This is a genomic window from Pseudomonas viridiflava (genome assembly GCF_900184295.1).
Taxonomy (GTDB): Bacteria; Pseudomonadota; Gammaproteobacteria; order Pseudomonadales; family Pseudomonadaceae; genus Aquipseudomonas; species Aquipseudomonas viridiflava.
Genome location: NZ_LT855380.1, coordinates 697,298 through 721,767, shown reverse-complemented (window position 1 = coordinate 721,767; position 24,470 = coordinate 697,298). Strand labels below are relative to the sequence as shown.

Here is a 24,470-nt window from a genome sequence, read left to right as displayed (position 1 = left end):
TGCACTCAGACGAAAAAGCGGTCCTTGAGCGGTACCAGCGCCGCACCAATGGCGGCGGCATCGCCATTGGTTTCGCTGAGCAATAATTTGGGACGCGGTGGCGGCGCCTGATAACGATGCGTCCCCCAGAAGGTGGTGGACGCGATCAGACGCCGTCCCAGCGCAGGCGGCAACTGCCCGCCGAACACCACGGCCTGAGGATCGAACATACCCGCCAGGGCGTTGACCAGCCGGTCCAGCGTCGGTTGGGTGCGCTCGATCCAGGTGTCGACACCCGGCCAGTCAGGATCGAAGCGCGCGCGCAGGTCCTCGACAGAATCCACCTCGATGCCATTTTTGTGCAGTTCCTCGACCAGATAACGCAACGCCGGTCGATTGACCGCTTCTTCGTCGGTATAGAGCGTGATCTCGCCTGCATTGCCGTGACTGCCGAAGTACGGCTTGCCGTTGATGACCACGCCAGCGCCGAAACCATAGTTGAACGACAGGTAAATGAAGTTGCTGGCCCAGGCGCCCGCGCCCACCAGGCTCTCGCCGATGGCGGCCGTGGTCGCGTTGTTTTCGAGCCACACCGGCATGTTGAATCGCTCTTCCAGCACGGGCTGCAGATCCATCAACGACCAGTCACGCAAGGGCTCTGGCGCATTGACCTGACGGTTCTTGAGAAAGAAACCGGCGATGGCGAAGCCCATGCCCACCACACGCTCGGGTTTGATGCCGTTGCGCTGCAGGACTCGCTCGATGGTCTTCTGCAGCGCGTCCAGCGTGCTGTTGCGGCTCAATGGCGGCGTACGCAGGACGACCTGCTCCAGCAGGTTGCAGCTCAGATCGGACACACAGACCACCGCCGATCCGGTGTTGATCGAAACGCCAATGGAATAGACCGCCTCGTTGACCAGCTCGATGCGCGGGCTGGGCTGACCCCGACCGTTCCTGACCCGCTCACCACTGCGCAGGAGTCCCCGACCGATCAGTTCCTCGATCAGTCGGTGTACGGATTGCTGCGCCAGATCCATCTCCGCCGAAACAGTGGCGCGAGTGATCGAGCCTCGACGACGGAGGATATCCAGCAGTTTGCGTTCATTGAGGCTCAGCGAAGCGTGCGTATCAGGTGGAGTATCGCGATCAAGGGGCATGGGTTCGACAGTCAGAAAGAGGATTAAAACAGTCCGTGTGTAGAGCAGTGTATCGCCCCGCCACAAACCAAATACTTCAATCATGAAAATTTAATAATGGAGCTGCAGGTAACAAATACTACACATTACCTGTATTAGATAGCTTCCAGTTCACACGGGGTGCTTTCATGCTTTCAATCAGTCATACGCTCTGGGCGTTGACCTTGCTGGCCATCACCGGCCAGGCCAGCGCCACCGAGTTCTGGTACAGCCATAGCGGTCCGACAGCCTCGGCCATTGCCGATCTGTGCAGGCATTTCAATGCCGAACGTGACGAACAGGACCGCCTGCACTGCATCCGCCAGGGCACTTATGAACAGACCCTGCAGAAGACCGTTGCCGCATACAGGGCCGGTATCAGCCCGGCGCTGGTCGAAATCTACGACGTCGCCACGCCTGACATGTTGCTGGGGGCCGCCACTGTTCCTGTCGAAGCCTTGATGTCCCGACAGCAGAGAGCCTATTCGGCAGACACCTTCCTGCCTGCGCTCAAACGCTATTACTCCGACGAACATGGCGTGCTGGCCGCCCAACCGTTCGCCGTCTCGACTGCCGTGCTCTACGTCCACCGCGACGCACTGGCTGCTGCGGGAATCACCGAAACACCGACCACCTGGGCAGCCTTTTCCACGGCACTGCGCTCTCTCAAGAACAACCACCATGACTGCCCCATGGCCACTGACTTTTCGCCGTGGATCTGGCTGGAACAGACCAGCGCGGCCCAGGGTTCCGCCATCGCAGTCAGATCCGGTGGTGTAGACCGATATCGATTCGATCAGGGCACGCATTTGCAGTTGATGAACGATCTGGCGCAATGGACCCGTGAAGGCCTGGTCCGCCATCAGGAGTCGACCCGCAGTGGTCAGCAGGCACTGGCCTTTGCCAGCGACGAGTGCGCGATGCTGCTGGACTCCACAGGTTCGTGGAACACCGTACGCAGCACACTCAAGCCCGATGTCGACGTCACTCTGCTGCCGATCTACGCCGACACCCGAAGGCAGTCCAACCTGCCGGGCGGCTCTTCGCTGTGGGTCATGCAAGGGCATTCCACACACGAGTACGACGTCGTGTCGGAGTTTCTCGCGTTCGTGCTGCGTCCCGATAATCAGCGTGTGTTCAGCTCCCGCACCGGCTATCTGCCTGTGACCCAGGCGACGGCCAAAGCGGTTCGAAACGACGAGCGTGCCGCGCTGGCGATCAAGGTGGGTCTGTCGTCTCTCGATGACATCGACAGCGCGCCGGACAATCCACTGCGCTGCGGCTTCATCACCCTGATGCGGGTGATCTGGTCGCAGGAGACCGGGAACGCACTGGCAGGTCGGCAGAACATGGGGCGTGCCCTGAGCCAGACCGCTCTGCGCGGCAACGAATTGCTCGGCCTGTTTCAACAGATGCATCAGCCGCTGGCTCAGAATCAACAGAGCGAACGGCTGCCATGAAGGCCAGTGGATACTTCCCGCAGCCACGCGTGGCGTTGTTGTTCGCATTGCCGCAATTACTGGCGCTCGCCCTGTTTTTCTACTGGCCGGCGCTTCAGGCCATCTGGTGGTCGTTCCATCTGGTTCTGCCGTTCGGCGGGCATGAAGTGTTCGTGGGCCTGAGCAATTATTGGCGCGTGCTGAGGGATCCGGGCGTGCTCGCCTCCCTCGGCTCGACCCTGATCTTCAGCCTGTCGAGCGTCGCGCTGTCAATGCTCATCGCCCTGACACTGGCGCTGTGCCTGGAGCTGAAACTGCGCGGCAACGCCATATTTCGCAACCTGCTGATCTGGCCCTACGCAGTCTCCGGCGCCACCATCGGCATCGTCTTTCACGTGCTGGCCAACCCGGTCATGGGCATTCTGGCCTGGCTCAATGCAGTGGTGCCCGGCACATGGGCGCCTTACGCCAACCCGCTGCAAGGCATGCTGCTGTTGATCGTCGCCTACGCCTGGTGTCTGGTGCCGTTCAATTTCGTCATGCTGGTGGCGAGCCTGAAATCCGTTCCAGACGATTACCTCGCAGCAGCAGCGCTGGACGGTGCAGGTCCGTGGCGGCGCATGATCGACATGCAACTGCCGCTGATTGCGCCCTATCTGTTGTTCGTCTTCATCATCGACCTGCTGGAAAGCCTCTCCAACAGTTTCGGGCTGATCGACACCCTCACCCAGGGCGGCCCCGGCGACACCACGCAGGTACTGGCCTACAAGATCTACACCGACGGCTTCCGCGGACTGGACCTGGCAGGTTCTTCAACGCTGTCAGTGCTCATGCTGTCGGCGGTCGTGCTGCTGAGCGTCGCGCAGTTCAAGCTCATGTCGCGGCTCAAACGACGCGGGGTGAAGGCATGATCCAGCACAACCGACTGCTCAACCTCGGCGCTTACCTGCTGCTGACCCTGGGGCTGATTTTCGCGCTGGGCCCGCTCTATATCGCAGTCTGCTCGGCCACCGTGGACAACCCGCAGTTGCTCGAACATGGCCTGGCGGTTGTTCCGGGCGATCAGTTACTGGTAAACCTGCAGAAAGTCACTCAGCGTCTGGACCTGTTGCGCCTGCTGGGCAACAGCCTGATCGTCGCGATCATGGTGGTCATCGGCAAGCTCGCGCTCTCGGCGCTGACCGCGTTTGCCGTGGTGTACTTTCGCAGTCGCTACACCACCTGGATTTTCTTCGCTGTGCTGGGCGCGTTGTTGCTGCCGCTCGAAGTACGCATCATCCCGACCTACGCCGTGGCGAGTGATCTGCTCGGCCCGCTGCGTACCGTGCTGCGCTGGCTGGGCATCGAAAGCCTGCCGGTGCCGACTCTCAACCTTCTCGACAGTTACACCGGTTTGGCGCTGCCACTGATCGCCTCGGCCACCGGCACGTTCCTGTTCCGGCAGTTTTACCAGACGCTGCCCGCCGAGCTGGTTGAAGCAGCGCGCATGGACGGTGCCGGGCCGTGGCGCTTTTTCATCGACATTCTGGTGCCGCTGTCAAAAACCAATTTCGCGGCGCTGGGCACGCTGGTGTTCATCGGCGCCTGGAAAGACTACCTGTGGCCGCTGGTTGCGACCAATCGCGAAGACATGCGCACGCTGGTGCTGGGCGTGGCCAGCTTTCTGCCCACCGATGCCAGCCAGCTTCCCGAATGGAACCTGCTGATGGCCGCCGCCGTTGTCAGCATGCTGCCCCCTATCCTCGTCATTGCGCTCATGCAGCGATGGTTCGTCAAAGGCCTGATCGGAGTCGGCAAATGACCGCGCTTCTTCCTGTTACCGATTTCCCGACTGCGCGTTCACCCCAGATAACCCTCAGGAATCTGCACAAATCACAGAGTTCGGGACCGCTCTTTCAAGGGCTGGATCTGGTGTTCAAAGCCGGTGAACTGAACGTGATTCTGGGTCCGTCCGGCTGCGGAAAGTCCACCCTGTTGCGCATGATCGCCGGGCTGGAGGACGTCACTCAGGGCCAGATTCTGATGGGGGAGCGCGACGTCACAAAGCTGCCGCCCAAGGAGCGCGGCTGCGCCATGGTGTTCCAGAACTATGCGCTCTACCCGCACATGAGCGTTGCCGACAACATCGGCTACCCGCTCAAAATGGCGGGCATCGCCTACAAACAACGCGTGCTGCAAATCAAGGAGTGCGCCACCTCGCTGGGGCTGGAAACCCTGTTGGAGCGCAAGCCGGGCGAGCTGTCCGGTGGTCAGCGCCAGCGTGTAGCCATTGGCCGTGCCTTGATCCGCAAACCGCCCGTGCTGCTTTTCGACGAACCGCTGTGCAATCTGGACAGCGCGCTGCGCCATGAAATGCGCCTGTTGATTCGTCGCCTGCATCAACAGACCGGCGCAACGATTTTGTACGTCACCCACGATCAAACCGAAGCGATGACGCTTGCCGAGCATGTGGTGATTCTCAACCAGGGCCGTGTCGAACAGATCGGCACGCCAAGCGACATTTATGACCGGCCCGCCAGCACGTTCGTTGCCGGGTTTATCGGCACACCGTCCATGAACCTGCTGCCGGTGTATTGCCTTGAAGACAAGGTCCTGACGCTGGCCGACGGACAACGGCTCCCGCTCAAACTGCACCTGTCTGGCAACAGCCCGGGCAAGTGGCTCATGGGGCTGAGACCCGAGGCATTCAGTCTCAGCCAGGACGGTGTTCGCGCTGTCGTGGAGTCGTCGGAAAATCTCGGCAGCCACAGCCTGCTCTACTGCCAACTGGCCGGCATTCGTTGCGTCGTCAACCTTGCTGGCCGCCATCTGCTCGCCCCCGGCACCCAGGTCCGTCTGGCTTTCGGCCCAACGGCACTGTTGTTCGACCCTGAAAGCGGTCGCCACCAGCCCGCTTCTTTCTCCAACCCTGTGTAAGTGATCCCTGACATGTCCAACCGTGCTCCGCTCGTTCGCTCATCGCTGATTGCCCATCGCGGCGCTAAAGCCTATGTACCGGAAAATACCCTGCTCGCTCTGGAAACCGCCGCGCAGCATGGCGCCAAATGGGTTGAAATCGACGTAAAGCTGACCCGCGACGGTCGGCCCATCGTCATCCACGACGACCTGCTGGACCGCACCACCAATGGAAAAGGCGCGGTCGTGCTGCACACCTTCGAAGACATCCGCAAACTGGACGCGGGAAGCTGGTTCTCACCCACCTTCGCTGGCCTGCAGGTGCCGACCTTCGAGGAAGTGGTGGCCTGTGCGTTACGCCTGAACCTCGGCTTGCAGGTCGAGCTCAAGCCCACCATTGGCGACGACGTGGAAACCGCCGAGGTCGTCATCCCGATACTCAGGCGAATGTGGCCGGTAACGCTGGAGGGCCTGTTTGTCTCGAGCTTCTCAGTGCGCTCGCTCGTCCGCGCCCGCCAGTTGTGGCCGCAAGTGCCGCTGGCAATGGCCTCTCTGGTCGCTCCCGCTGATCCGGCTGCGTTGCTGGCCGAGTACGGCTGCCGGATTCTGCATGTGCTGGACGACATGCTCGACGACCACCACCTCGCACGCCTTCGTCATAGTGGCGTCGAGTTCGCCGTGGCAACCATCAACAACCCCTATCGAGCGCGCTACCTGCTGGCCCGGGGCGCACAATCGATTCTCAGTGACTACCCTGACTTGCTCGACAAGCCCGACGAAGAGGATCTGCAATGAATGATCGATTGAGCATTGCCCTGCGCTGCGTCGAACAGGCGAGCGCGCTGGCTCTTGAGCACTTCAACAATCGCCACACCCTGGACATCGCCACCAAAAGCCCGCAGGACCTGGTGTCCGAGGCAGACCTCGAGGTCGAGCATCTGATACGGGCCCGGCTCAATGAGTATTTTCCGGATGAGCCTGTACTGGGCGAGGAACTGGGCGGCGAAGTCATTATCGACGGCTGGGCGCTGGACCCCATCGACGGCACCGGCAACTTTCTGCGCGGCTCGCCGTTGTGGGGCATTTCGCTCGCCTATCTTTCAGCGGGACAGCCCGTGATCGGCGTCATCGCCTACCCGGCACTGGAGTACACCTTGTCAGCCCAGTCCGGCAAAGGTGTCTGGCTGAACGGCGACCCCTTCGCCCGCCCGGAACCGCCACAGAATCTGCGCATCGTCGGCATTGGTTCGAGCAACAACTGGCCTGCCGAGTCGCTGGCACAACTGGAACTGAGCCTGCGCCACAACGGCTGGGGGCTGGCCGCTTACCGTTGCGCCACCATTGGCCTGGGCTTCGCGGCGCTCGGTCAGATCGATGGTTACCTCGAACGGTTTACCAATTTGTGGGACATCGCCGCAGGCGCCGTTATCTGCCGGGAAGCGGGTTTGCTATGCAGGATCGAGGGCAAGCAGATACCGGCCGCCATGAGCGTTGCCGTGGGAAGCGAGGAATTGATGGCAATCTTTGCAGGATCTCGCAGCGACTGAACCCGCAGGAAAAACGCATCCGTCATGGCGACGGATGCGTGACAGGCGTCAGGCGGTGGCCTGGGCCAGCGTCGGATAATCGGTATAACCCTCTGCACCACCGCCGTAGATCGTGGCCGGATTCATCGGCGTCAGCGGCGCGCCCGTCTTCAGACGTTCGGTCAGATCCGGATTGCTGATGAAGGGACGACCGAACGCCACCAGATCAACATGACCATCCACCAACTGCGAAGTAGCCAGATCAAGGTCATAGCCGTTGTTGGCCAGATAGGTCTGATGGAAGCGTTTGCGCAATTGTCCGTAATCGAACGGCGCCGCATCGCGCGGCCCACCGGTCGCGCCCTCGACAACATGCAGGTAAACAACGCCCAACACATCGAGTTCTTCAACGATGTAGTTGTACTGCGGCTGAGGATCGCTGCTGCTGATCGCGCCAGCCGGAGATGCAGGCGAAATACGCACACCGGTGCGCTCGGCACCGATCTCGGCAACCACCGCAGCGGTGACTTCCAGCAACAGACGCGCACGATTCTCGACAGAGCCGCCGTAAGCGTCAGTCCGCGTATTCGCGCCATCCTTGATGAACTGCTCCAGCAGATAACCGTTCGCGCCATGCACTTCCACACCATCAAAGCCAGCCGCAATGGCATTCGCCGCCGCTTGACGGAAATCATCCACGATGCCCGGCAATTCACTCAACTCCAGCGCACGCGGCTCGGAAACATCATGGAAACCGTTGTTCACGAACGTCTTGGTCTCCGCCCGAATCGCCGAAGGCGCAACCGGCGCAGCGCCATCCGGCTGCAAATCCACATGGGAAATACGCCCTACGTGCCATAACTGCACAAAAATACGCCCACCCCTGGCATGCACCTCGTCCGTCACCTTGCGCCAGCCATCGATCTGCGCCTGGGTATAGATACCCGGCGTGTCCTGATAACCCTGCGCCTGCGGCGAAACCTGAGTGGCCTCGGTGATCAGCAAACCGGCAGAAGCGCGCTGACCGTAATAGGTTGCAGCCAGCTCACTCGGCACCAGTCCTGCGCCCGCACGGTGCGGGTCAGAGGGGCCATGACGATACGGTTGGCAAGGATTAGATTGCCTAGGCGGTACGTGTCGAAGAGGGTTTTTTCGGTCATTTCAGGGCCTGTGATCTGGAGAGTTTTGGTCAGTAGGATGAGCTTTGGGCGCGTATAGGAGGAAGCGCTTGAGGACATCTTTGGATAGAAAACAGGATTATGATGATAACCAAAATCTAAACCGTCAAGCCTTTTGATGTTAAGCAACATCTATATAGGGATGGAGATACGCAGGCATAAAAAAAGCGAAGCCAGGTGAGTGGCTTCGCTTTGGGTGTTGCGGTTCTGAAGGCGTTGCGATCAGAACGGAATATCATCATCAAAACTATCGAAATCAGCAGCCGGCTGCGGTGCTTGCTGCTGTGGCGCAGGGCGGGATTCGCGTTGCTGTGGAGGCTGCTGGTTGTAGTTCTGCTGTGGCGGAGCCGACTGCTGCGGGCGCGACTGCTGTGGACGAGGGGCGGACTGGTTAGGGGCGGACTGGTTGTAGTTGCCGCCACCCTGGCCCTGTTGTGCGTCGCCCTGTGGACGGCCGCCCAGCAACTGCATGGTGCCTTGCATGTCAACGACGATTTCGGTGGTGTAACGCTTGATACCGTCTTTTTCCCACTCGCGGGTCTGCAGCTTGCCCTCGATGTAGACCTGCGAACCCTTGCGCAGGTATTCGCCAGCGATTTCGGCAACCTTGCCAAACATCGAAACACGGTGCCACTCGGTCTTCTCGACCTTCTGACCGGTCTGCTTGTCAGTCCACTGTTCGCTGGTTGCCAGACTCAGGTTGGTCACGGCGTTACCGTTAGGCAAGTAGCGAACTTCGGGATCCTGGCCGCATGTACCGACCAATATGACTTTGTTAACCCCACGGGCCATAACGTTCTCCTAGGCTTCGCACGCTTCTGATGCTGGGTTGATCAGCTTTTCGAGAGAGGCACGATCCAATAATTTTGTATCCAGTTTGATATAGATGGCTGCCTCCTCGGCAACCACCACTGCATCCGTTACGCCGGTTACGGACTTTAAACGCTCTGCCAGGCCTGCATCACGCTGCGCCTCTGGCGACAACGGCAGACGTAGGCTGGTCACGTAAGGCGGTTCACGCATGGTCATTGCAAACGCAAGCCAGACGGCGGCCATGGCTGCACCACCAAGGAACACCACATCGAGCCCACCGTGCTGGAACAACCAGCCGCCCAGTATCCCACCTGCAGCCGATCCAAGAAACTGGCTGGTGGAATAAACCCCCATTGCCGTCCCTTTTCCGCCAGCCGGTGACACTTTGCTGATCAGCGACGGCAAAGACGCCTCCAGCAGGTTGAACGCGGTGAAGAATACCACTGTCCCTATGACCAGTGTCCGCAACGTGTTACCAAATGCCCAGAAGTAGAGCTCGGATACCATCAGCACCGTCACGGCACCGAGCAGAACGCGCTTCATCTGGCGCTTCTTCTCACCGTATATGATGAACGGGATCATCGCAAAGAACGAAATCAGCAGTGCGGTCAGGTAGACCCACCAGTGCTGTTCCTTGGGCAGACCGGCTTTTTCGACCAGCGCCAGCGGCAGTGCGACGAAGCTGGACATGAGCATGGCGTGCAATACGAAGATGCCCAAATCCAGACGTAGCAGGTCCGGGTGACGTAACGTCTGCCCGAGCGCCTGTTTGGCGACGCCGGACTCACGATGCAGCAGCGGGCCGTTTGCCTTGGGCACGATGAACGCGATGATCAGGATTCCCAGCAGAGCCATGCCGCCGGTGGCCAGAAACAGCCCCGACAACCCGAACACGCCGGTGATGACCGGACCGACGACCATTGCGACGGCGAACGACAGACCGATGGTCATGCCGATCATGGCCATGGCCTTGGTGCGGTGCTGCTCGCGGGTCAGGTCGGAAAGCAGCGCCATGACCGCAGCGGAAATCGCACCGGCACCCTGCAGGATACGGCCGGCGATGATGCCCCAGATTGAATCCGCATTCGCCGCGACAACGCTGCCGATGGCGAAGATGATCAGACCCAGGTAGATGACCGGACGCCGACCGATGCGGTCGGAAATGATCCCGAACGGGATCTGCAGCACAGCCTGGGTCAGGCCGTATGCGCCGATGGCCAGACCGATCAGCGCGGGGCTGGCGCCCGCCAGGTCCATGCCGTAAGTGGCCAGGACCGGAAGCACCATGAACATACCGAGCATGCGGAACGCAAAGACCAGCGCAAGACCGCCTGCGGCACGTGTCTCGCCGCTGCTCATTCGTTCGCTGTGGAGATCGTGCATGGAGAAACCTCGTGTGAACCGGCGGCGATTCTACCAGTCCCATCGATTGACGGGGTATATCGCGACGCTTTGCCGCGTTTACATGACAGAGTATTCATCTCTGCCTGTAAAGCCGGCGGATAGTGTGTATCCATCCAGTATTTATCCGTATACTCCCATGTTTTCGACGCCCGCCGTGCGAGGCCATTTTGGACAAGATCCTGATTCGTGGGGCTCGAACCCACAACCTGAAAAATATTGACCTGACCCTTCCACGCGACAAGCTGATCGTTATCACCGGATTGTCCGGCTCTGGCAAATCATCATTGGCTTTCGACACGCTCTACGCCGAAGGGCAGCGGCGTTATGTCGAGTCGCTGTCAGCCTATGCCCGGCAGTTCCTGTCGATGATGGAAAAGCCGGACGTCGATACCATCGAAGGCCTGTCGCCTGCGATTTCCATCGAACAGAAGTCGACGTCCCACAACCCGCGCTCGACCGTGGGCACCATCACCGAGATCTACGACTACCTGCGTCTGCTGTATGCGCGAGTCGGCCAGCCTCGCTGCCCGGACCATGACATTCCGCTGGAAGCCCAGACCGTCAGCCAGATGGTCGACCTGGTGCTGGCCCAGCCAGAAGGCAGCAAGCTGATGTTGCTGGCGCCGGTCATTCGCGAGCGCAAGGGCGAACACCTGTCAGTCTTCGAAGAGCTGCGTGCCCAGGGCTTCGTGCGGGCTCGGGTCAACGGCAAGTTGTGCGAGCTGGATGAACTGCCGAAGCTCGATAAGCAGAAGAAGCACTCCATCGATGTGGTCGTGGACCGCTTCAAGGTGCGTGCGGACCTGCAGCAGCGTTTGGCCGAATCCTTCGAAACGGCATTGAAGCTGGCCGACGGCATTGCGCTGGTTGCGCCGATGGACGATGAACCGGGTGAAGAGACGATCTTCTCCGCACGCTTTGCCTGCCCTATCTGTGGCCACGCGATCAGCGAGCTGGAACCCAAGCTGTTCTCGTTCAACAACCCGGCTGGCGCGTGCCCGACCTGCGACGGTCTGGGCGTGAAGCAGTTCTTCGACATCAAGCGACTGGTCAATGCCGAACTGACGTTGGCCGAAGGCGCGATACGCGGCTGGGACAGGCGAAACGTCTACTACTTCCAGATGCTCGGCTCGCTCTCCAAGCACTACGGCTTCAGCCTGGAAGTACCGTTCAAGGAATTGCCTGCCGATCAGCAGAAGATCCTGCTCAACGGCAGCGGCTCGCAGAACGTCGACTTCCGCTACCTGAACGACCGTGGCGACATCGTCAAACGCGCACACCCTTTCGAGGGCATCGTGCCGAACCTGGAGCGTCGCTACCGGGAAACCGAATCGGCAACTGTACGCGAAGAGCTGGCCAAGTTCCTCGGCACCCAGCCCTGCCCTGACTGCCGCGGCACGCGTCTGCGCCGTGAAGCGCGTCATGTGTGGGTGGGCGAGAAAACACTGCCAGCCGTCACCAATCTGCCGATTGGCGATGCCACTCACTACTTCGACACCCTGAAGCTGACCGGTCGCCGTGGCGAAATTGCCGACAAGATTCTCAAGGAAATCCGCGAGCGCCTGCAGTTTCTGGTGAACGTGGGCCTTGATTACCTAACCCTGGATCGCAGCGCGGACACCCTGTCAGGTGGCGAGGCGCAGCGTATTCGTCTGGCCAGCCAGATCGGTGCGGGTCTGGTCGGGGTGATGTACATCCTCGACGAGCCGTCCATCGGCCTGCACCAGCGTGACAACGACCGCCTGCTCGGCACGCTCAAGCACCTGCGGGACATTGGCAACACGGTGATCGTGGTCGAGCATGACGAGGATGCGATTCGTCTGGCCGACTACGTGGTGGACATTGGCCCTGGGGCTGGTGTGCATGGCGGACATATTGTCGCCGAAGGCACGCCTGATCAGGTCATGTCACATCCCGACTCGCTGACCGGCAAGTACCTGTCGGGCCGCGTCAAGATCGAAGTCCCAGCCAAGCGCACGCCTCGCAACAAGAAGCTTTCGCTGACGCTGAAAGGCGCTCGCGGCAACAACCTGCAGAACGTGAACCTCGAGATCCCGATTGGTCTGCTGACCTGCGTCACGGGCGTCTCGGGATCGGGCAAATCGACGCTGATCAACAACACGCTGTTCCCGCTCAGCGCAACTGCACTGAATGGCGCGACCACGCTTGAAGCCGCCACACATGACAGCATCAACGGCCTGCAGCATCTGGACAAGGTCGTGGACATCGACCAGAGCCCGATCGGTCGCACGCCTCGCTCCAACCCGGCGACCTACACCGGACTGTTCACCCCCATCCGTGAACTGTTTGCCGGTGTGCCGGAGTCGCGTTCACGTGGTTACGGTCCGGGCCGGTTCTCGTTCAACGTCAAGGGCGGGCGCTGCGAAGCCTGTCAGGGCGATGGCTTGATCAAGGTGGAGATGCACTTCCTGCCGGACATCTACGTGCCGTGCGATGTGTGCAAGAGCAAGCGCTACAACCGCGAAACGCTGGAGATCAAGTACAAGGGCAAGAGCATCCATGAGGTGCTGGAAATGACCATCGAAGAGGCGCGTGAATTCTTCGATGCCGTTCCCGCCCTGGCGCGCAAGCTGCAGACCTTGATGGATGTGGGGCTTTCCTACATCAAGCTGGGTCAGTCGGCGACGACGTTGTCGGGGGGCGAGGCTCAGCGCGTCAAGCTGTCGCGCGAGCTGTCCAAGCGTGATACCGGCAAGACGCTGTACATCCTCGACGAGCCGACCACAGGCCTGCACTTCGCGGATATCCAGCAACTGCTCGACGTCCTGCACCGCCTGCGCGATCACGGCAACACCGTGGTCGTGATCGAGCACAACCTGGACGTCATCAAGACGGCGGACTGGCTGGTCGATCTGGGTCCGGAGGGCGGTTCGCGCGGCGGACAGATCATCGCCACCGGCACGCCGGAACAGGTCGCAGAGATGAAGCAGTCCTATACCGGGCATTACCTCAAGCCGTTGCTGATACGCGACAAGGCTTGATGGTTTCCGACCTGCCGGGTCTGGCTTCGGCCGGATCCGGTCAGGTCCCTGCCTGAAAGCTCGAATCGAAGACGAAAAAAAGCTCCTGTCACGCAAGTGCAGAAGCTTTTTTCGTTACAGCCGATGTCGGATCAGAACTGAGATTGCAGGTAGTTCTGCAAGCCGATGGACTTGATCAGACCCATTTGCTGTTCCAGCCAATAGGTGTGGTCTTCCTCGGTATCCGCCAATTGCACACGAAGGATGTCACGGCTGATGTAGTCCTTGTGCAGCTCGCAGAGGGCGATGCCCTTGCACAGCGCAGCACGGACCTTGTACTCGAGACGAAGATCGCTGGCGAGCATCTCAGGCACTGTGGTGCCGATATCCAGATCGTCCGGACGCATGCGCGGCGTGCCTTCAAGCATCAGGATACGACGCATCAACGCATCGGCGTGTTGCGCTTCTTCTTCCATCTCATGATTGATGCGCTCGTAGAGCTTGGCGAAACCCCAGTCTTCGTACATACGCGAATGGATGAAATATTGGTCACGAGCCGCCAGTTCGCCAGTGAGCAATGTGTTCAGATAATCGATTACTTCTGGATGGCCTTGCATCGCACCAGATCTCCTGCTTCAAAGGCGATAGTTTGAACCAAGCGTCGCCGCAGGTCACTCGGAAAAACGCAATAATCCGATAAAAAGCGTCGAATTTACGCCATCCAGAAGCGAAAAACCGCCCAAATGAGGGCGGTTCTGTTTCTCACTTCGACTCAGCCCAGTTTCATACCCAGAGCGTCGGCGATGCCTTGACCATAAGCGGCGTCAGCTTTGTAGAAGTGCTGCAACTGACGCTGCACGACGTCGCTGGATACGCCACCCATTGCACCGGCAATATTATTGATCAACAGCGCCTTCTGATCGGCGCTCATCAGATTGAACAACTTGCCCGCCTGACTGTAGTAATCACCGTCCACGCGGTGGTCGTGACGATCAGCGGTACCGCTCAATGCCAGTGCTGGCTCGGCATAGCGCGGATCCTGCTTGGGCGCGTCCGAGTAGCTGTTTGGCTCGTAGTTCGGTGCAGCGCCACCGTTGGTGCCAAATGCCATCGAACCGTCACGCTGGTAGCTGTAAACCGGGTTCTTCGGCGCGTTGATCGGCAGTTGCTGGTGGTTGGTGCCTACGCGATAGCGGTGGGCATCTGCGTAGGCGAACACACGACCTTGCAGCATACGGTCTGGCGAAAGCCCTACACCAGGCACCATGTTGCTCGGACCAAACGCTGCCTGCTCGACTTCAGCAAAGTAGTTAAGCGGATTGCGGTTCAACTCCATCTCACCGACTTCAATCAACGGGTACTCTTTCTGCGACCAGGTTTTGGTCACGTCGAACGGGTTCTCGTGATGGTTGTTGGCCTGAGCTTCAGTCATCAACTGAATGCACACCTGCCACTTCGGGAAGTCGCCTTTTTCGATAGCAGTGAAGAGATCGCGCTGAGCATAATCAGGATCGGTACCGGCAATGCGTGCAGCATCCTCGGGCGTGAGGTTCTTGATGCCTTGCCTGCTTTTGTAGTGCCACTTCACCCAGTGACGCTCGCCATTGGCGCTGATCAGGCTGTAGGTGTGGCTGCCAAAGCCGTGCATGTGGCGGTAGCCATCAGGAATACCGCGATCCGAAAACAGGATAGTGACCTGGTGCAAGGCTTCTGGAGAGTGCGACCAGAAGTCCCACATCATCTGCGGACTTTTCAGGTTGGTCTGCGGCAGACGCTTCTGCGTGTGGATGAAGTCAGGGAATTTCAGCGGATCACGGATGAAGAACACCGGCGTGTTATTGCCCACGATGTCCCAGTTACCTTCCTGGGTATAAAACTTCACAGCGAAGCCACGAGGATCGCGTTCAGTGTCAGCCGAGCCGCGCTCGCCACCGACCGTGGAGAAGCGAATGAAGATGGGGGTCTGCTTGCCTACGGTGTTGAACAGATCGGCGCTGGTGTACTGAGTGATGTCTTTGGTCACGGTGAAGGTTCCGTGAGCACCCGAGCCCTTGGCGTGTACGCGACGTTCTGGAATGTTCTCGCGATTGAAGTGTGCGAGCTTCTCGATCAGATGGAAATCGTCCAGCAGCAAAGGACCCCGTGGGCCTGCCGAGCGGGAGTTCTGGTTGTCGGCGACTGGCGCACCACTGGCGGTCGTAAGCGTCTTCTGGGTCATGCAATGTCTTCCTCAGGCTCTATATAGCCGGCTAATCAGCTTGAGCGAGATTATTATTCGAAAGCATCACATGAGGAAATTTATTAATTGTTAAATGTTGATAGGATTACTTAATTTAAGGCAACAAAAAACCGGGCGCAGGGCCCGGTTTCTTGTTCAAACTGATGTCTTATTCAGCAGCTTCTACAGAGCCACCGATAGGACGATCAACCAACTCGACGTACGCCATAGGCGCGTTGTCGCCAGCGCGGAAACCGCACTTGAGGATGCGCAGGTAGCCGCCCTGACGGGTTGCATAGCGCTTGCCCAGATCGTTGAACAGCTTGCCGACGATTTCTTTCGAACGAGTACGGTCGAAAGCCAGACGACGGTTAGCAACGCTGTCTTCCTTGGCCAGGGTGATCAGCGGCTCGGCAACGCGGCGCAGTTCCTTGGCTTTCGGCAGGGTAGTCTTGATCAGCTCGTGCTCGAACAGCGACACCGCCATGTTTTGAAACATGGCTTTGCGGTGAGAGCTGGTACGGCTCAGGTGACGTCCACTTTTACGATGACGCATGGTTCATTCCTTACCAAACTCACGTTCGGTGATTACGACGATCAGGCCGTAGCCTTGTCGTCCTTCTTAAGACTTGCCGGCGGCCAGTTGTCGAGGCGCATGCCGAGGGACAGACCACGGGAGGCCAGAACGTCTTTGATCTCAGTCAAAGACTTCTTCCCAAGGTTCGGAGTTTTCAACAGTTCTACTTCGGTGCGCTGAATCAGGTCACCAATGTAGTAAATGTTCTCCGCCTTAAGGCAGTTAGCCGAACGTACAGTCAGTTCCAAATCGTCAACCGGACGGAGCAGGATCGGATCGATCTCGTCTTCCTGTTCGATTACCACTGGTTCGCTGTCGCCTTTGAGGTCGACGAACGCAGCCAACTGCTGTTGCAGAATGGTTGCAGCGCGGCGAATGGCCTCTTCAGGATCCAGCGTACCGTTGGTTTCCAGATCAATAACCAGCTTGTCCAGGTTGGTACGCTGTTCGACACGGGCGTTTTCCACCACGTATGCGATACGGCGAACCGGGCTGAACGAAGAGTCAAGCTGCAAGCGACCAATGCTGCGGCTTTCGTCTTCATCGCTTTGACGCGAGTCTGCCGGCTCATAACCACGACCACGAGCTACGGTGAGCTTCATGTTCAAGGCGCCGTTAGACGCCAGGTTAGCGATTACGTGATCGGGGTTAACGATCTCGACATCATGATCCAGCTGAATATCGGCAGCGGTAACCACCCCCGAACCCTTCTTCGACAAGGTCAGCGTAACTTCGTCTCGACCGTGCAGCTTGATAGCCAGACCTTTAAGGTTCAACAGGATTTCAATGACGTCTTCCTGTACACCTTCGATGGCGCTGTACTCATGGAGTACACCGTCAATCTCGGCCTCGACTACTGCACAGCCGGGCATGGAGGACAACAAAATGCGGCGAAGCGCGTTGCCCAGGGTATGGCCGAAACCACGCTCGAGAGGCTCGAGAGTGATCTTGGCGCGGGTTGGACTGACAACCTGCACATCAATATGGCGGGGTGTCAGGAACTCATTTACCGAAATCTGCATGGATGCACCTATTTTCTAGCCCTTACTTGGAGTAGAGCTCGACAATCAGGCTTTCGTTGATGTCGGCGGATAGATCACTGCGAGCTGGTACGTTCTTGAAAACGCCCGATTTCTTCTCAGTGTCTACTTCTACCCATTCTACGCGGCCACGTTGGGCACACAGATCGAGAGCCTGGACAATACGCAGTTGGTTCTTAGCCTTTTCGCGGATAGCAACAACGTCGCCAGCACGAACCTGATAAGAAGGAACGTTAACGGTTTTGCCGTTGACGCTAACAGACTTGTGCGAAACCAATTGACGGGATTCGGCACGAGTCGAGCCGAAGCCCATGCGGTATACAACGTTGTCCAGACGGCATTCGAGCAGCTGCAGCAGGTTCTCACCTGTTGCGCCTTTCTTGCCGGCGGCTTCTTTGTAGTAGCCGCTGAACTGACGCTCGAGAACGCCGTAGATACGACGGACTTTTTGCTTTTCACGCAGCTGAGTACCGTAATCGGACTGGCGACCGCGGCGCTGGCCGTGGATGCCTGGAGCTGCTTCGATGTTGCACTTGGATTCGATAGCGCGAACGCCGCTCTTCAGAAAGAGATCGGTGCCTTCACGACGAGCAAGTTTGCATTTTGGACCAATGTAACGAGCCATTTCTTACAGTCTCCTGGATTACACGCGGCGCTTCTTCGGCGGACGGCACCCGTTGTGCGGGATTGGCGTCACGTCGGTGATGCTGGCGATCTTATAGCCACAGCCGTTCAATGCACGGACAGCGGATTCACGACCTGGGCCTGGACCCTTGACATTGACGTCGAGGTTCTTCAGACCGTATTCCAGCGCAGCTTGACCAGCACGTTCAGCAGCTACCTGAGCAGCGAACGGCGTGGACTTGCGGGAACCACGGAAACCCGAACCGCCGGAGGTAGCCCACGAAAGAGCGTTACCTTGACGATCGGTAATGGTGACGATTGTGTTGTTAAACGACGCGTGGATGTGGGCGATGCCATCAACCACTGTCTTTTTAACTTTTTTACGAGGACGAGCAGCAGGTTTTGCCATGACTAAATTCCTGTCGTTGCGCTGGAGCGATTACTTGCGGATCGGCTTACGCGGACCTTTGCGAGTACGCGCGTTGGTCTTGGTACGCTGACCGCGTACTGGCAGACCACGACGATGACGCAGACCGCGATAGCAGCCCAGGTCCATCAAGCGCTTGATTTTCATGTTGATTTCGCGACGCAGGTCACCTTCAGTGGTGAACTTCGCCACTTCGCCACGCAGCTGTTCAATCTGCTCGTCGCTCAGATCTTTGATCTTCGCCGCCGGGTTAACCCCGGTGGTTGCACAAATTTTCTGTGCAGTGGTGCGACCAACACCATAGATGTAGGTCAGCGAGATAACAGTATGCTTGTTATCTGGAATGTTAACGCCTGCAATACGGGCCATTCAGTGGGACTCCAATTGACAGCTACCTACGCCCCGGAAGCCAAGAAATAGGGCGCGAGATAATATCGCTGTAGTAACAAATAATCAACCCAGCAGCGCACTAGCTGCTGGGCTTAAGCACAAATCACAATCAGCCTTGGCGCTGCTTATGACGTGGTTCCGCGCTGCAAATTACTCGAACAACACCTTCGCGGCGAATAATCTTGCAGTTACGGCACAGCTTTTTCACCGATGCACGAACTTTCATCACCAACTCCTCGAACCTTAGGGGTGCTTCAGCGCAGCATACCGCCGCTGCCACCGTAGCCCTTCAGGTTGGCTTTCTTCATCAGGGATTCATACTGGTGCGAAACGAGGTGAGATTGCACTTGGGACATGAAGTCCATCACAACCACGACCACGATCAGCAACGAGGTCCCGCCAAGGTAGAACGGTACGTTTGCCGCAACCACCAGAAACTGGGGAAGCAGACACACGGCCGTCATATAAAGAGCACCGAACATGGTCAAACGAGTCAAAACGCCATCAATGTAGCGCGCCGACTGCTCGCCTGGACGAATACCCGGAATAAAGGCACCGGACTTCTTCAGGTTTTCCGCTACGTCTTTCGGATTGAACATCAACGCCGTATAGAAGAAGCAGAAGAAAATAATCCCTGCACTAAACAGCAGAATATTCAACGGCTGACCAGGAGCGATCGACTGCGAGATGTCCTGCAACCAGCCCAGACCTTCAGACTGACCAAACCAGGAACCCAGCGAAGCCGGGAACAGCAAAATGCTGCTCGCAAAAATGGCCGGAATCACACCAGCCATGTTCACTTTCAGCGGCAAGTGGCTTGTCTGCGCAGCGAAGACCTTGCGGCCCTGCTGACGCTTGGCGTAGTGAACGGCGATACGACGCTGACCACGCTCAATGAAGACCACGAAACCGATGATCGCTACTGCCAGCAAACCGATCGCGACCAGAGCGAAGATATTGATATCACCCTGACGTGCAGACTCGAAAGACTGCCCTATCGCTCTCGGAAGACCGGCGACGATACCTGCGAAAATCAACATCGAGATACCGTTACCGACACCGCGTTCGGTAATCTGCTCGCCCAGCCACATCATGAACATCGCACCTGCCACGAAGGTGGTTACGGCCACAAAATGGAAACCCAGGTCCCCAGAAAACGCTACGCCCTGACTGGCCAGGCCGACGGACATGCCGACAGCTTGAACCAGAGCCAGGACTACGGTGCCATAGCGGGTGTACTGGCTAATCTTGCGACGGCCAGCTTCACCTTCCTTCTTCAACTGCTCCAGTTGCGGGCTGACGGCGGTCATCAACTGCATGATGATCGATGCCGAAATGTACGGCATGATCCCCAGTGCAAAGATGCTCATCCGTTCCAGCGCGCCACCGGAAAACATGTTGAACAAGCTAAGAATGGTCCCCTCATTCTGTCGAAACAGTTCTGCGAGTCGGTCCGGGTTGATACCTGGAACCGGGATGTGTGCGCCTATTCGGTAGACGATAATCGCCAGGAACAGAAAACGCAGACGAGCCCAGAGTTCAGACATACCGCCTTTGCCGAGCGCAGAGAGAGCACCTTGCTTAGCCATTTATTCCTCGAACTTGCCGCCAGCTGCTTCGATAGCCGCACGCGCACCTTTGGTGGCGGCGATACCTTTGATGGTGACAGCGCGAGTAACTTCGCCCGACAGCATGATTTTCACACGCTGTACGTTCTGGTTAATCACGTTGGCATCCTTCAGGGTCTGCACAGTTACGATGTCGCCTTCCACCTTGGCCAACTCGGACAGACGCACTTCTGCGCGGTCCATGGCTTTCAGGGAAACGAAACCGAATTTTGGCAGGCGACGATGCAGCGGCTGTTGGCCGCCCTCAAAGCCCGGAGCAATGGTGCCACCGGAGCGGGAGGTTTGACCTTTGTGGCCGCGGCCACCAGTCTTACCCAAACCGCTACCGATACCACGGCCCGGACGATGCTTTTCGCGACGGGAACCCGGCGCTGGACTCAGATCATTGAGTTTCATCGATTAACCCTCGACTCGCAGCATGTAGTAAGCCTTGTTGATCATCCCGCGATTTTCGGGAGTATCCAGGACTTCTACAGTGTGACCGATGCGACGCAGACCCAAACCCTTAATGCACAATTTGTGATTAGGGATGCGGCCGGTCATGCTTTTGATCAGCGTTACTTTTACGGTAGCCATGATCAGATGATCTCCTCAACACGCTTGCCACGTTTGGCAGCGATGGACTCAGGAGACTGCATGCCCTTCAGACCCTTGAAAGTGGCGTGAACCACGTTTACAGGGTTAGTCGAGCCGTAGCACTTGGCCAACACGTTCTGAACACCAGCAACTTCCAGCACTGCGCGCATAGCGCCGCCAGCGATGATACCGGTACCTTCAGAAGCAGGCTGCATGTACACCTTCGAAGCGCCATGGGCGGACTTCATTGCGTACTGCAGTGTGGTGCCGTTCAGATCCACCTGGATCATGTTGCGGCGAGCAGCTTCCATCGCTTTCTGAATTGCAGCAGGCACTTCACGTGACTTGCCACGGCCAAAGCCAACGCGCCCTTTACCATCACCCACTACGGTCAACGCAGTGAAAGTGAAGATACGGCCGCCTTTTACGGTTTTGGCCACGCGGTTAACTTGAACCAGCTTCTCGATGTAGCCTTCGTCGCGTTTTTGGTCGTTATTTGCCATAACTTAGAACTCCAGCCCGCCTTCACGAGCAGCATCAGCCAGCGCTTTGACACGGCCGTGGTACTTGAAGCCAGAACGGTCGAAAGCCACTTGCGATACGCCCGCGGCTTTTGCACGCTCGGCGACCAGCTTGCCAACCTTAGTGGCCGCGTCGATGTTGCCAGTGGCGCCATCACGCAGTTCTTTGTCCAAAGTCGAGGCGCTTGCCAGGACTTTGCTGCCGTCGGCCGAAATGACCTGGGCATAAATGTGCTGCGAAGAGCGGTGCACGCAGAGACGCACGACTTCCAGCTCGTGCATTTTCAGGCGTGCTTTGCGAGCGCGACGCAGTCGGGTAACTTTTTTGACGGTCATTTGCTATGCCCTACTTCTTCTTGGCTTCTTTACGGCGGACGACTTCGTCCGCGTAACGCACACCTTTGCCTTTGTAAGGCTCAGGACGGCGGAAGTCGCGGATCTCAGCGGCCACTTGACCAACCAACTGCTTATCGATACCGCGAATCAGGATATCGGTCTGGCTGGGGGTCTCAGCGGTGATGCCATTCGGCAATTCGTAATCCACCGGGTGCGAGAAGCCAAGTGCCAGGTTCAGGACCGTGCCTTTTGCTTGCGCTTTGTAACCAACACCGACCAGCTGGAGCTTGCGCTCGAAGCCTTGGCTTACGCCCTGGACCATGTTGTTAACCAGTGCACGAGTTGTGCCGGCCATTGCGCGGGTTTGTTGATCGCCATTGCGAGCGGCGAAACGCAGCTCACCAGCTTCTTCAACAATCTCAACAGACGAATGGACGTTCAGTTCTAGAGTGCCCTTGGCACCCTTCACCGAAAGCTGCTGGCCGACGAGTTTGACTTCGACGCCGGATGGCAACTTAACGGGGTTCTTAGCTACGCGTGACATGCTTATCCCCCCTTAGAACACAGTGCAAAGCACTTCGCCACCGACACCGGCAGCGCGCGCAGCACGATCCGTCATCACACCTTTGTTGGTGGAGACGATAGACACACCGAGACCGCCACGAACTTTTGGCAGATCGTCGGAGGACTTGTACTGACGCAAGCCTGGGCGGCTGACGCGCTTAACTTCTTCAATGACCGGACGGCCTTCGAAGTACTTAAGCTCGATGGACAGCGATGGTTTAACTTCGCTGCTGATCTGATAACCCGCAATGTAGCCTTCGTCCTTCAGGACTTTTGCTACAGCAACCTTCAACGTGGAAGATGGCATGCTTACGACGGGCTTTTCAGCCATCTGGGCATTACGGATACGAGTTAGCATGTCCGCTAACGGGTCCTGCATACTCATGGGCTAGACGCTCCTAAAACAAAATAATTAGCCTTACGGCTACAGCTTATCGCCGAGATTTTCCGGGCAAGTGAAAACACGGGCTCAGGCGAGCCGGCAATTCTAGTCCTACCCCGGAAATGAATCAAGCCCCAAAAGGGGCTTGATTCAAATTCAGGCTTCATTCCAACCGACAACCTGCGCCGTCGATCGGATTGAAGCGAGAGTTGCGCCTTACCAGCTGGCTTTAACCAGACCTGGTACGTCGCCACGCATGGCAGCTTCACGCAGCTTGTTACGGCCAAGGCCGAACTTGCGGTAAACGCCGTGTGGACGACCAGTGATGCGGCAACGGTTACGCATGCGCGCAGCGCTTGCGTCACGTGGTTGCTTCTGCAGAGCTACGGTAGCTTCCCAACGCGCTTCTGGACTTGCGTTCAGATCAACGATGATTGCTTTAAGCTCGGCACGCTTCTTGGCGTACTTGGCAACAGTGAGCTGACGCTTCAGCTCACGGTTTTTCATGCTCTTCTTGGCCATTTTCCTACTCCAATCAGTTGCGGAACGGGAATTTGAAAGCACGCAGCAATGCGCGGCCTTCATCATCGTTCTTGGCAGTGGTGGTCAGGGTGATGTCCAGACCGCGGAGAGCATCGATCTTGTCGTAGTCGATTTCCGGGAAAATGATCTGCTCTTTCACGCCCATGCTGTAGTTACCACGACCATCGAAGGACTTGGCATTCAGGCCGCGGAAGTCGCGAACCCGAGGCAGGGAGATCGACAGCAGACGATCCAGGAATTCATACATACGATCGCGGCGCAGAGTCACTTTGACGCCGATCGGCCATCCTTCACGGACTTTAAAGCCAGCGATGGATTTCCGAGCGTAAGTCACAACGACTTTTTGACCGGTGATCTTTTCCAGGTCAGCAACAGCGTGCTCGATGATTTTCTTGTCGCCGATCGCTTCGCCCAGACCCATGTTCAGGGTGATTTTGGTAACGCGCGGAACTTCCATCACGTTCGCGAGCTTAAGTTCTTCCTTAAGCTTCGGAGCGATTTCCTTCCGGTAAATCTCTTTTAGTCGTGCCATGGTCTTCTACCTAGCAGTGTTCAAGCATCAACCGCTTTTTGGGTCGACTTGAAGACACGAATTTTCTTGCCGTCTTCAACTTTGAAACCAACGCGGTCAGCCTTGTTGGTTGCGCCGTTGAAAATGGCGACGTTGGAAGCGTGCAGTGGCGCTTCTTTCTCGACGATACCGCCCTGTACGCCCGACATCGGGTTAGGCTTGGTATGGCGCTTCACCAGGTTGATCCCACCAACGACCAGACGGTCGTCAGCGAGAACCTTGAGCACCTTACCGCGCTTACCTTTGTCTTTGCCGGCGATCACGATGATCTCGTCGTCACGACGAATCTTTTGCATGTCGGATCTCCTTACAGAACTTCTGGGGCGAGCGAGACGATCTTCATGAACTTCTCAGTACGAAGTTCACGCGTCACTGGCCCAAAGATACGGGTACCGATCGGCTCCTGCTTGTTGTTCAACAGAACAGCAGCATTACCATCGAAGCGGATGATGGAGCCGTCTGCACGACGAACGCCATGGCGAGTGCGGACTACAACAGCAGTCATCACTTGGCCTTTCTTCACCTTGCCGCGCGGAATTGCTTCCTTCACGGTTACTTTGATGATGTCACCGATACCAGCGTAACGACGATGGGAGCCACCCAGCACCTTGATGCACATAACGCGGCGTGCGCCGCTGTTATCGGCCACATCGAGCATGGATTGAGTCTGAATCATATAATTT

Annotated in this window: 29 protein-coding genes and 1 pseudogene; 7 read left to right on the top strand and 23 right to left on the bottom strand. The window is 57.8% G+C overall.

All coding sequences use genetic code 11. The features are described from left to right. Positions 1-5 precede the first annotated feature (5 nt). Positions 6-1,136: an ROK family transcriptional regulator gene (locus CFBP1590_RS03560; protein ID WP_088234480.1), complete on the bottom strand. Its 1,131-nt coding sequence runs from the start codon at positions 1,134-1,136 to the stop codon at positions 6-8. Positions 1,137-1,303: 167 nt separating this feature from the next. Between CFBP1590_RS03560 and CFBP1590_RS03555 the strand changes: the two genes are divergently transcribed. Genes CFBP1590_RS03555 through CFBP1590_RS03530 form a run of 6 tightly spaced genes read left to right on the top strand, consistent with a single transcriptional unit; the run spans position 1,304 to position 7,035 of the window. Further along, positions 1,304-2,614, top strand: coding sequence for an extracellular solute-binding protein (locus tag CFBP1590_RS03555; RefSeq protein WP_058431720.1), 1,311 nt, complete (start codon positions 1,304-1,306; stop codon positions 2,612-2,614). Further along, entirely contained in the window at positions 2,611-3,504 is an 894-nt protein-coding gene (locus CFBP1590_RS03550) for a carbohydrate ABC transporter permease (protein WP_004883717.1), read from the top strand. Before CFBP1590_RS03555 ends, CFBP1590_RS03550 begins: the two co-directional genes overlap by 4 nt. Further along, the gene (locus tag CFBP1590_RS03545) at positions 3,501-4,394 is read left to right on the top strand and encodes an ABC transporter permease subunit (RefSeq protein ID WP_004883716.1); all 894 of its coding nucleotides are present in this window, start codon (positions 3,501-3,503) and stop codon (positions 4,392-4,394) included. Before CFBP1590_RS03550 ends, CFBP1590_RS03545 begins: the two co-directional genes overlap by 4 nt. Beyond that, positions 4,391-5,509, top strand: a complete 1,119-nt coding sequence (locus tag CFBP1590_RS03540; RefSeq protein ID WP_088234479.1) for an ABC transporter ATP-binding protein — start codon at positions 4,391-4,393, stop codon at positions 5,507-5,509. The genes CFBP1590_RS03545 and CFBP1590_RS03540 overlap by 4 nt, the downstream gene beginning before the upstream one ends. Before the next feature lie 12 nt (positions 5,510-5,521). Next, a complete protein-coding gene (locus CFBP1590_RS03535) occupies positions 5,522-6,283 on the top strand; it encodes a glycerophosphodiester phosphodiesterase family protein (RefSeq protein ID WP_029241911.1) in 762 nt (253 codons plus the stop codon). Continuing rightward, a complete protein-coding gene (locus tag CFBP1590_RS03530) occupies positions 6,280-7,035 on the top strand; it encodes an inositol monophosphatase family protein (RefSeq protein WP_088234478.1) in 756 nt (251 codons plus the stop codon). Before CFBP1590_RS03535 ends, CFBP1590_RS03530 begins: the two co-directional genes overlap by 4 nt. Positions 7,036-7,083: 48 nt before the next feature. Here the strand turns inward: CFBP1590_RS03530 and CFBP1590_RS03525 are convergent. The 3 genes and pseudogenes from CFBP1590_RS03525 to CFBP1590_RS03515 form a co-directional block, all read right to left on the bottom strand. After that, a pseudogene (locus tag CFBP1590_RS03525) lies at positions 7,084-8,174 on the bottom strand (alkene reductase). A gap of 240 nt (positions 8,175-8,414) precedes the next feature. Next, the gene (locus CFBP1590_RS03520) at positions 8,415-8,984 is read right to left on the bottom strand and encodes a single-stranded DNA-binding protein (RefSeq protein WP_058431724.1); all 570 of its coding nucleotides are present in this window, start codon (positions 8,982-8,984) and stop codon (positions 8,415-8,417) included. Positions 8,985-8,993: 9 nt separating this feature from the next. Continuing rightward, a complete protein-coding gene (locus CFBP1590_RS03515) occupies positions 8,994-10,388 on the bottom strand; it encodes an MFS transporter (RefSeq protein WP_004883702.1) in 1,395 nt (464 codons plus the stop codon). A 188-nt stretch (positions 10,389-10,576) separates the two neighbouring features. Here CFBP1590_RS03515 and uvrA point away from each other — a divergent pair, with 188 nt between their 5' ends. Then, a complete protein-coding gene (gene uvrA / locus CFBP1590_RS03510) occupies positions 10,577-13,411 on the top strand; it encodes an excinuclease ABC subunit UvrA (RefSeq protein ID WP_029241913.1) in 2,835 nt (944 codons plus the stop codon). A 131-nt stretch (positions 13,412-13,542) separates the two neighbouring features. On the opposite strand, the gene bfr is transcribed toward uvrA, so the two are convergent. From bfr to rplN, 19 genes are all read right to left on the bottom strand, one after another. Continuing rightward, positions 13,543-14,007, bottom strand: coding sequence for a bacterioferritin (gene bfr, locus CFBP1590_RS03505; protein ID WP_004883697.1), 465 nt, complete (start codon positions 14,005-14,007; stop codon positions 13,543-13,545). A gap of 155 nt (positions 14,008-14,162) precedes the next feature. Further along, complete coding sequence (locus CFBP1590_RS03500; RefSeq protein WP_088234477.1) at positions 14,163-15,608, bottom strand: catalase; 1,446 nt, start codon at positions 15,606-15,608, stop codon at positions 14,163-14,165. A gap of 169 nt (positions 15,609-15,777) precedes the next feature. Beyond that, positions 15,778-16,164: a 50S ribosomal protein L17 gene (rplQ, locus tag CFBP1590_RS03495; protein WP_003317096.1), complete on the bottom strand. Its 387-nt coding sequence runs from the start codon at positions 16,162-16,164 to the stop codon at positions 15,778-15,780. Between the two features lie 41 nt (positions 16,165-16,205). Further along, entirely contained in the window at positions 16,206-17,207 is a 1,002-nt protein-coding gene (locus CFBP1590_RS03490; RefSeq protein ID WP_003176403.1) for a DNA-directed RNA polymerase subunit alpha, read from the bottom strand. Between the two features lie 22 nt (positions 17,208-17,229). Then, a complete protein-coding gene (rpsD, locus tag CFBP1590_RS03485; protein ID WP_002555465.1) occupies positions 17,230-17,850 on the bottom strand; it encodes a 30S ribosomal protein S4 in 621 nt (206 codons plus the stop codon). Between the two features lie 18 nt (positions 17,851-17,868). Further along, positions 17,869-18,258 (bottom strand): 30S ribosomal protein S11, encoded by a 390-nt coding sequence (rpsK, locus tag CFBP1590_RS03480; RefSeq protein ID WP_002555466.1) that lies wholly within the window; start codon positions 18,256-18,258, stop codon positions 17,869-17,871. A gap of 30 nt (positions 18,259-18,288) precedes the next feature. After that, positions 18,289-18,645, bottom strand: coding sequence for a 30S ribosomal protein S13 (gene rpsM / locus CFBP1590_RS03475; protein ID WP_004883692.1), 357 nt, complete (start codon positions 18,643-18,645; stop codon positions 18,289-18,291). Between the two features lie 130 nt (positions 18,646-18,775). Then, on the bottom strand, positions 18,776-18,892 hold the full coding sequence (gene rpmJ, locus CFBP1590_RS03470; RefSeq protein WP_002555468.1) for a 50S ribosomal protein L36: 117 nt from the start codon (positions 18,890-18,892) through the stop codon (positions 18,776-18,778). Positions 18,893-18,920: 28 nt separating this feature from the next. Continuing rightward, positions 18,921-20,255: a preprotein translocase subunit SecY gene (gene secY, locus CFBP1590_RS03465; protein WP_004883689.1), complete on the bottom strand. Its 1,335-nt coding sequence runs from the start codon at positions 20,253-20,255 to the stop codon at positions 18,921-18,923. Then, on the bottom strand, positions 20,256-20,690 hold the full coding sequence (gene rplO / locus CFBP1590_RS03460; RefSeq protein WP_004883688.1) for a 50S ribosomal protein L15: 435 nt from the start codon (positions 20,688-20,690) through the stop codon (positions 20,256-20,258). It abuts the gene before it with no gap. A gap of 3 nt (positions 20,691-20,693) precedes the next feature. Continuing rightward, positions 20,694-20,870 (bottom strand): 50S ribosomal protein L30, encoded by a 177-nt coding sequence (rpmD, locus tag CFBP1590_RS03455; RefSeq protein WP_003444363.1) that lies wholly within the window; start codon positions 20,868-20,870, stop codon positions 20,694-20,696. 2 nt (positions 20,871-20,872) lie between these two features. After that, positions 20,873-21,373, bottom strand: a complete 501-nt coding sequence (gene rpsE / locus CFBP1590_RS03450; RefSeq protein WP_024687031.1) for a 30S ribosomal protein S5 — start codon at positions 21,371-21,373, stop codon at positions 20,873-20,875. 3 nt (positions 21,374-21,376) lie between these two features. Beyond that, the gene (gene rplR / locus CFBP1590_RS03445) at positions 21,377-21,727 is read right to left on the bottom strand and encodes a 50S ribosomal protein L18 (protein WP_002555473.1); all 351 of its coding nucleotides are present in this window, start codon (positions 21,725-21,727) and stop codon (positions 21,377-21,379) included. 10 nt (positions 21,728-21,737) lie between these two features. Continuing rightward, positions 21,738-22,271: a 50S ribosomal protein L6 gene (gene rplF / locus CFBP1590_RS03440; protein ID WP_004883684.1), complete on the bottom strand. Its 534-nt coding sequence runs from the start codon at positions 22,269-22,271 to the stop codon at positions 21,738-21,740. Positions 22,272-22,283: 12 nt separating this feature from the next. After that, the gene (gene rpsH / locus CFBP1590_RS03435) at positions 22,284-22,676 is read right to left on the bottom strand and encodes a 30S ribosomal protein S8 (RefSeq protein WP_004883681.1); all 393 of its coding nucleotides are present in this window, start codon (positions 22,674-22,676) and stop codon (positions 22,284-22,286) included. 213 nt (positions 22,677-22,889) lie between these two features. Beyond that, positions 22,890-23,195, bottom strand: a complete 306-nt coding sequence (gene rpsN, locus CFBP1590_RS03430; RefSeq protein ID WP_002555476.1) for a 30S ribosomal protein S14 — start codon at positions 23,193-23,195, stop codon at positions 22,890-22,892. Positions 23,196-23,208: 13 nt separating this feature from the next. Further along, the gene (gene rplE, locus CFBP1590_RS03425) at positions 23,209-23,748 is read right to left on the bottom strand and encodes a 50S ribosomal protein L5 (protein ID WP_029241915.1); all 540 of its coding nucleotides are present in this window, start codon (positions 23,746-23,748) and stop codon (positions 23,209-23,211) included. A 20-nt stretch (positions 23,749-23,768) separates the two neighbouring features. Next, on the bottom strand, positions 23,769-24,083 hold the full coding sequence (gene rplX / locus CFBP1590_RS03420) for a 50S ribosomal protein L24 (protein WP_002555478.1): 315 nt from the start codon (positions 24,081-24,083) through the stop codon (positions 23,769-23,771). Positions 24,084-24,094: 11 nt separating this feature from the next. Next, the gene (gene rplN / locus CFBP1590_RS03415) at positions 24,095-24,463 is read right to left on the bottom strand and encodes a 50S ribosomal protein L14 (protein ID WP_002555479.1); all 369 of its coding nucleotides are present in this window, start codon (positions 24,461-24,463) and stop codon (positions 24,095-24,097) included. Positions 24,464-24,470 lie beyond the last annotated feature (7 nt).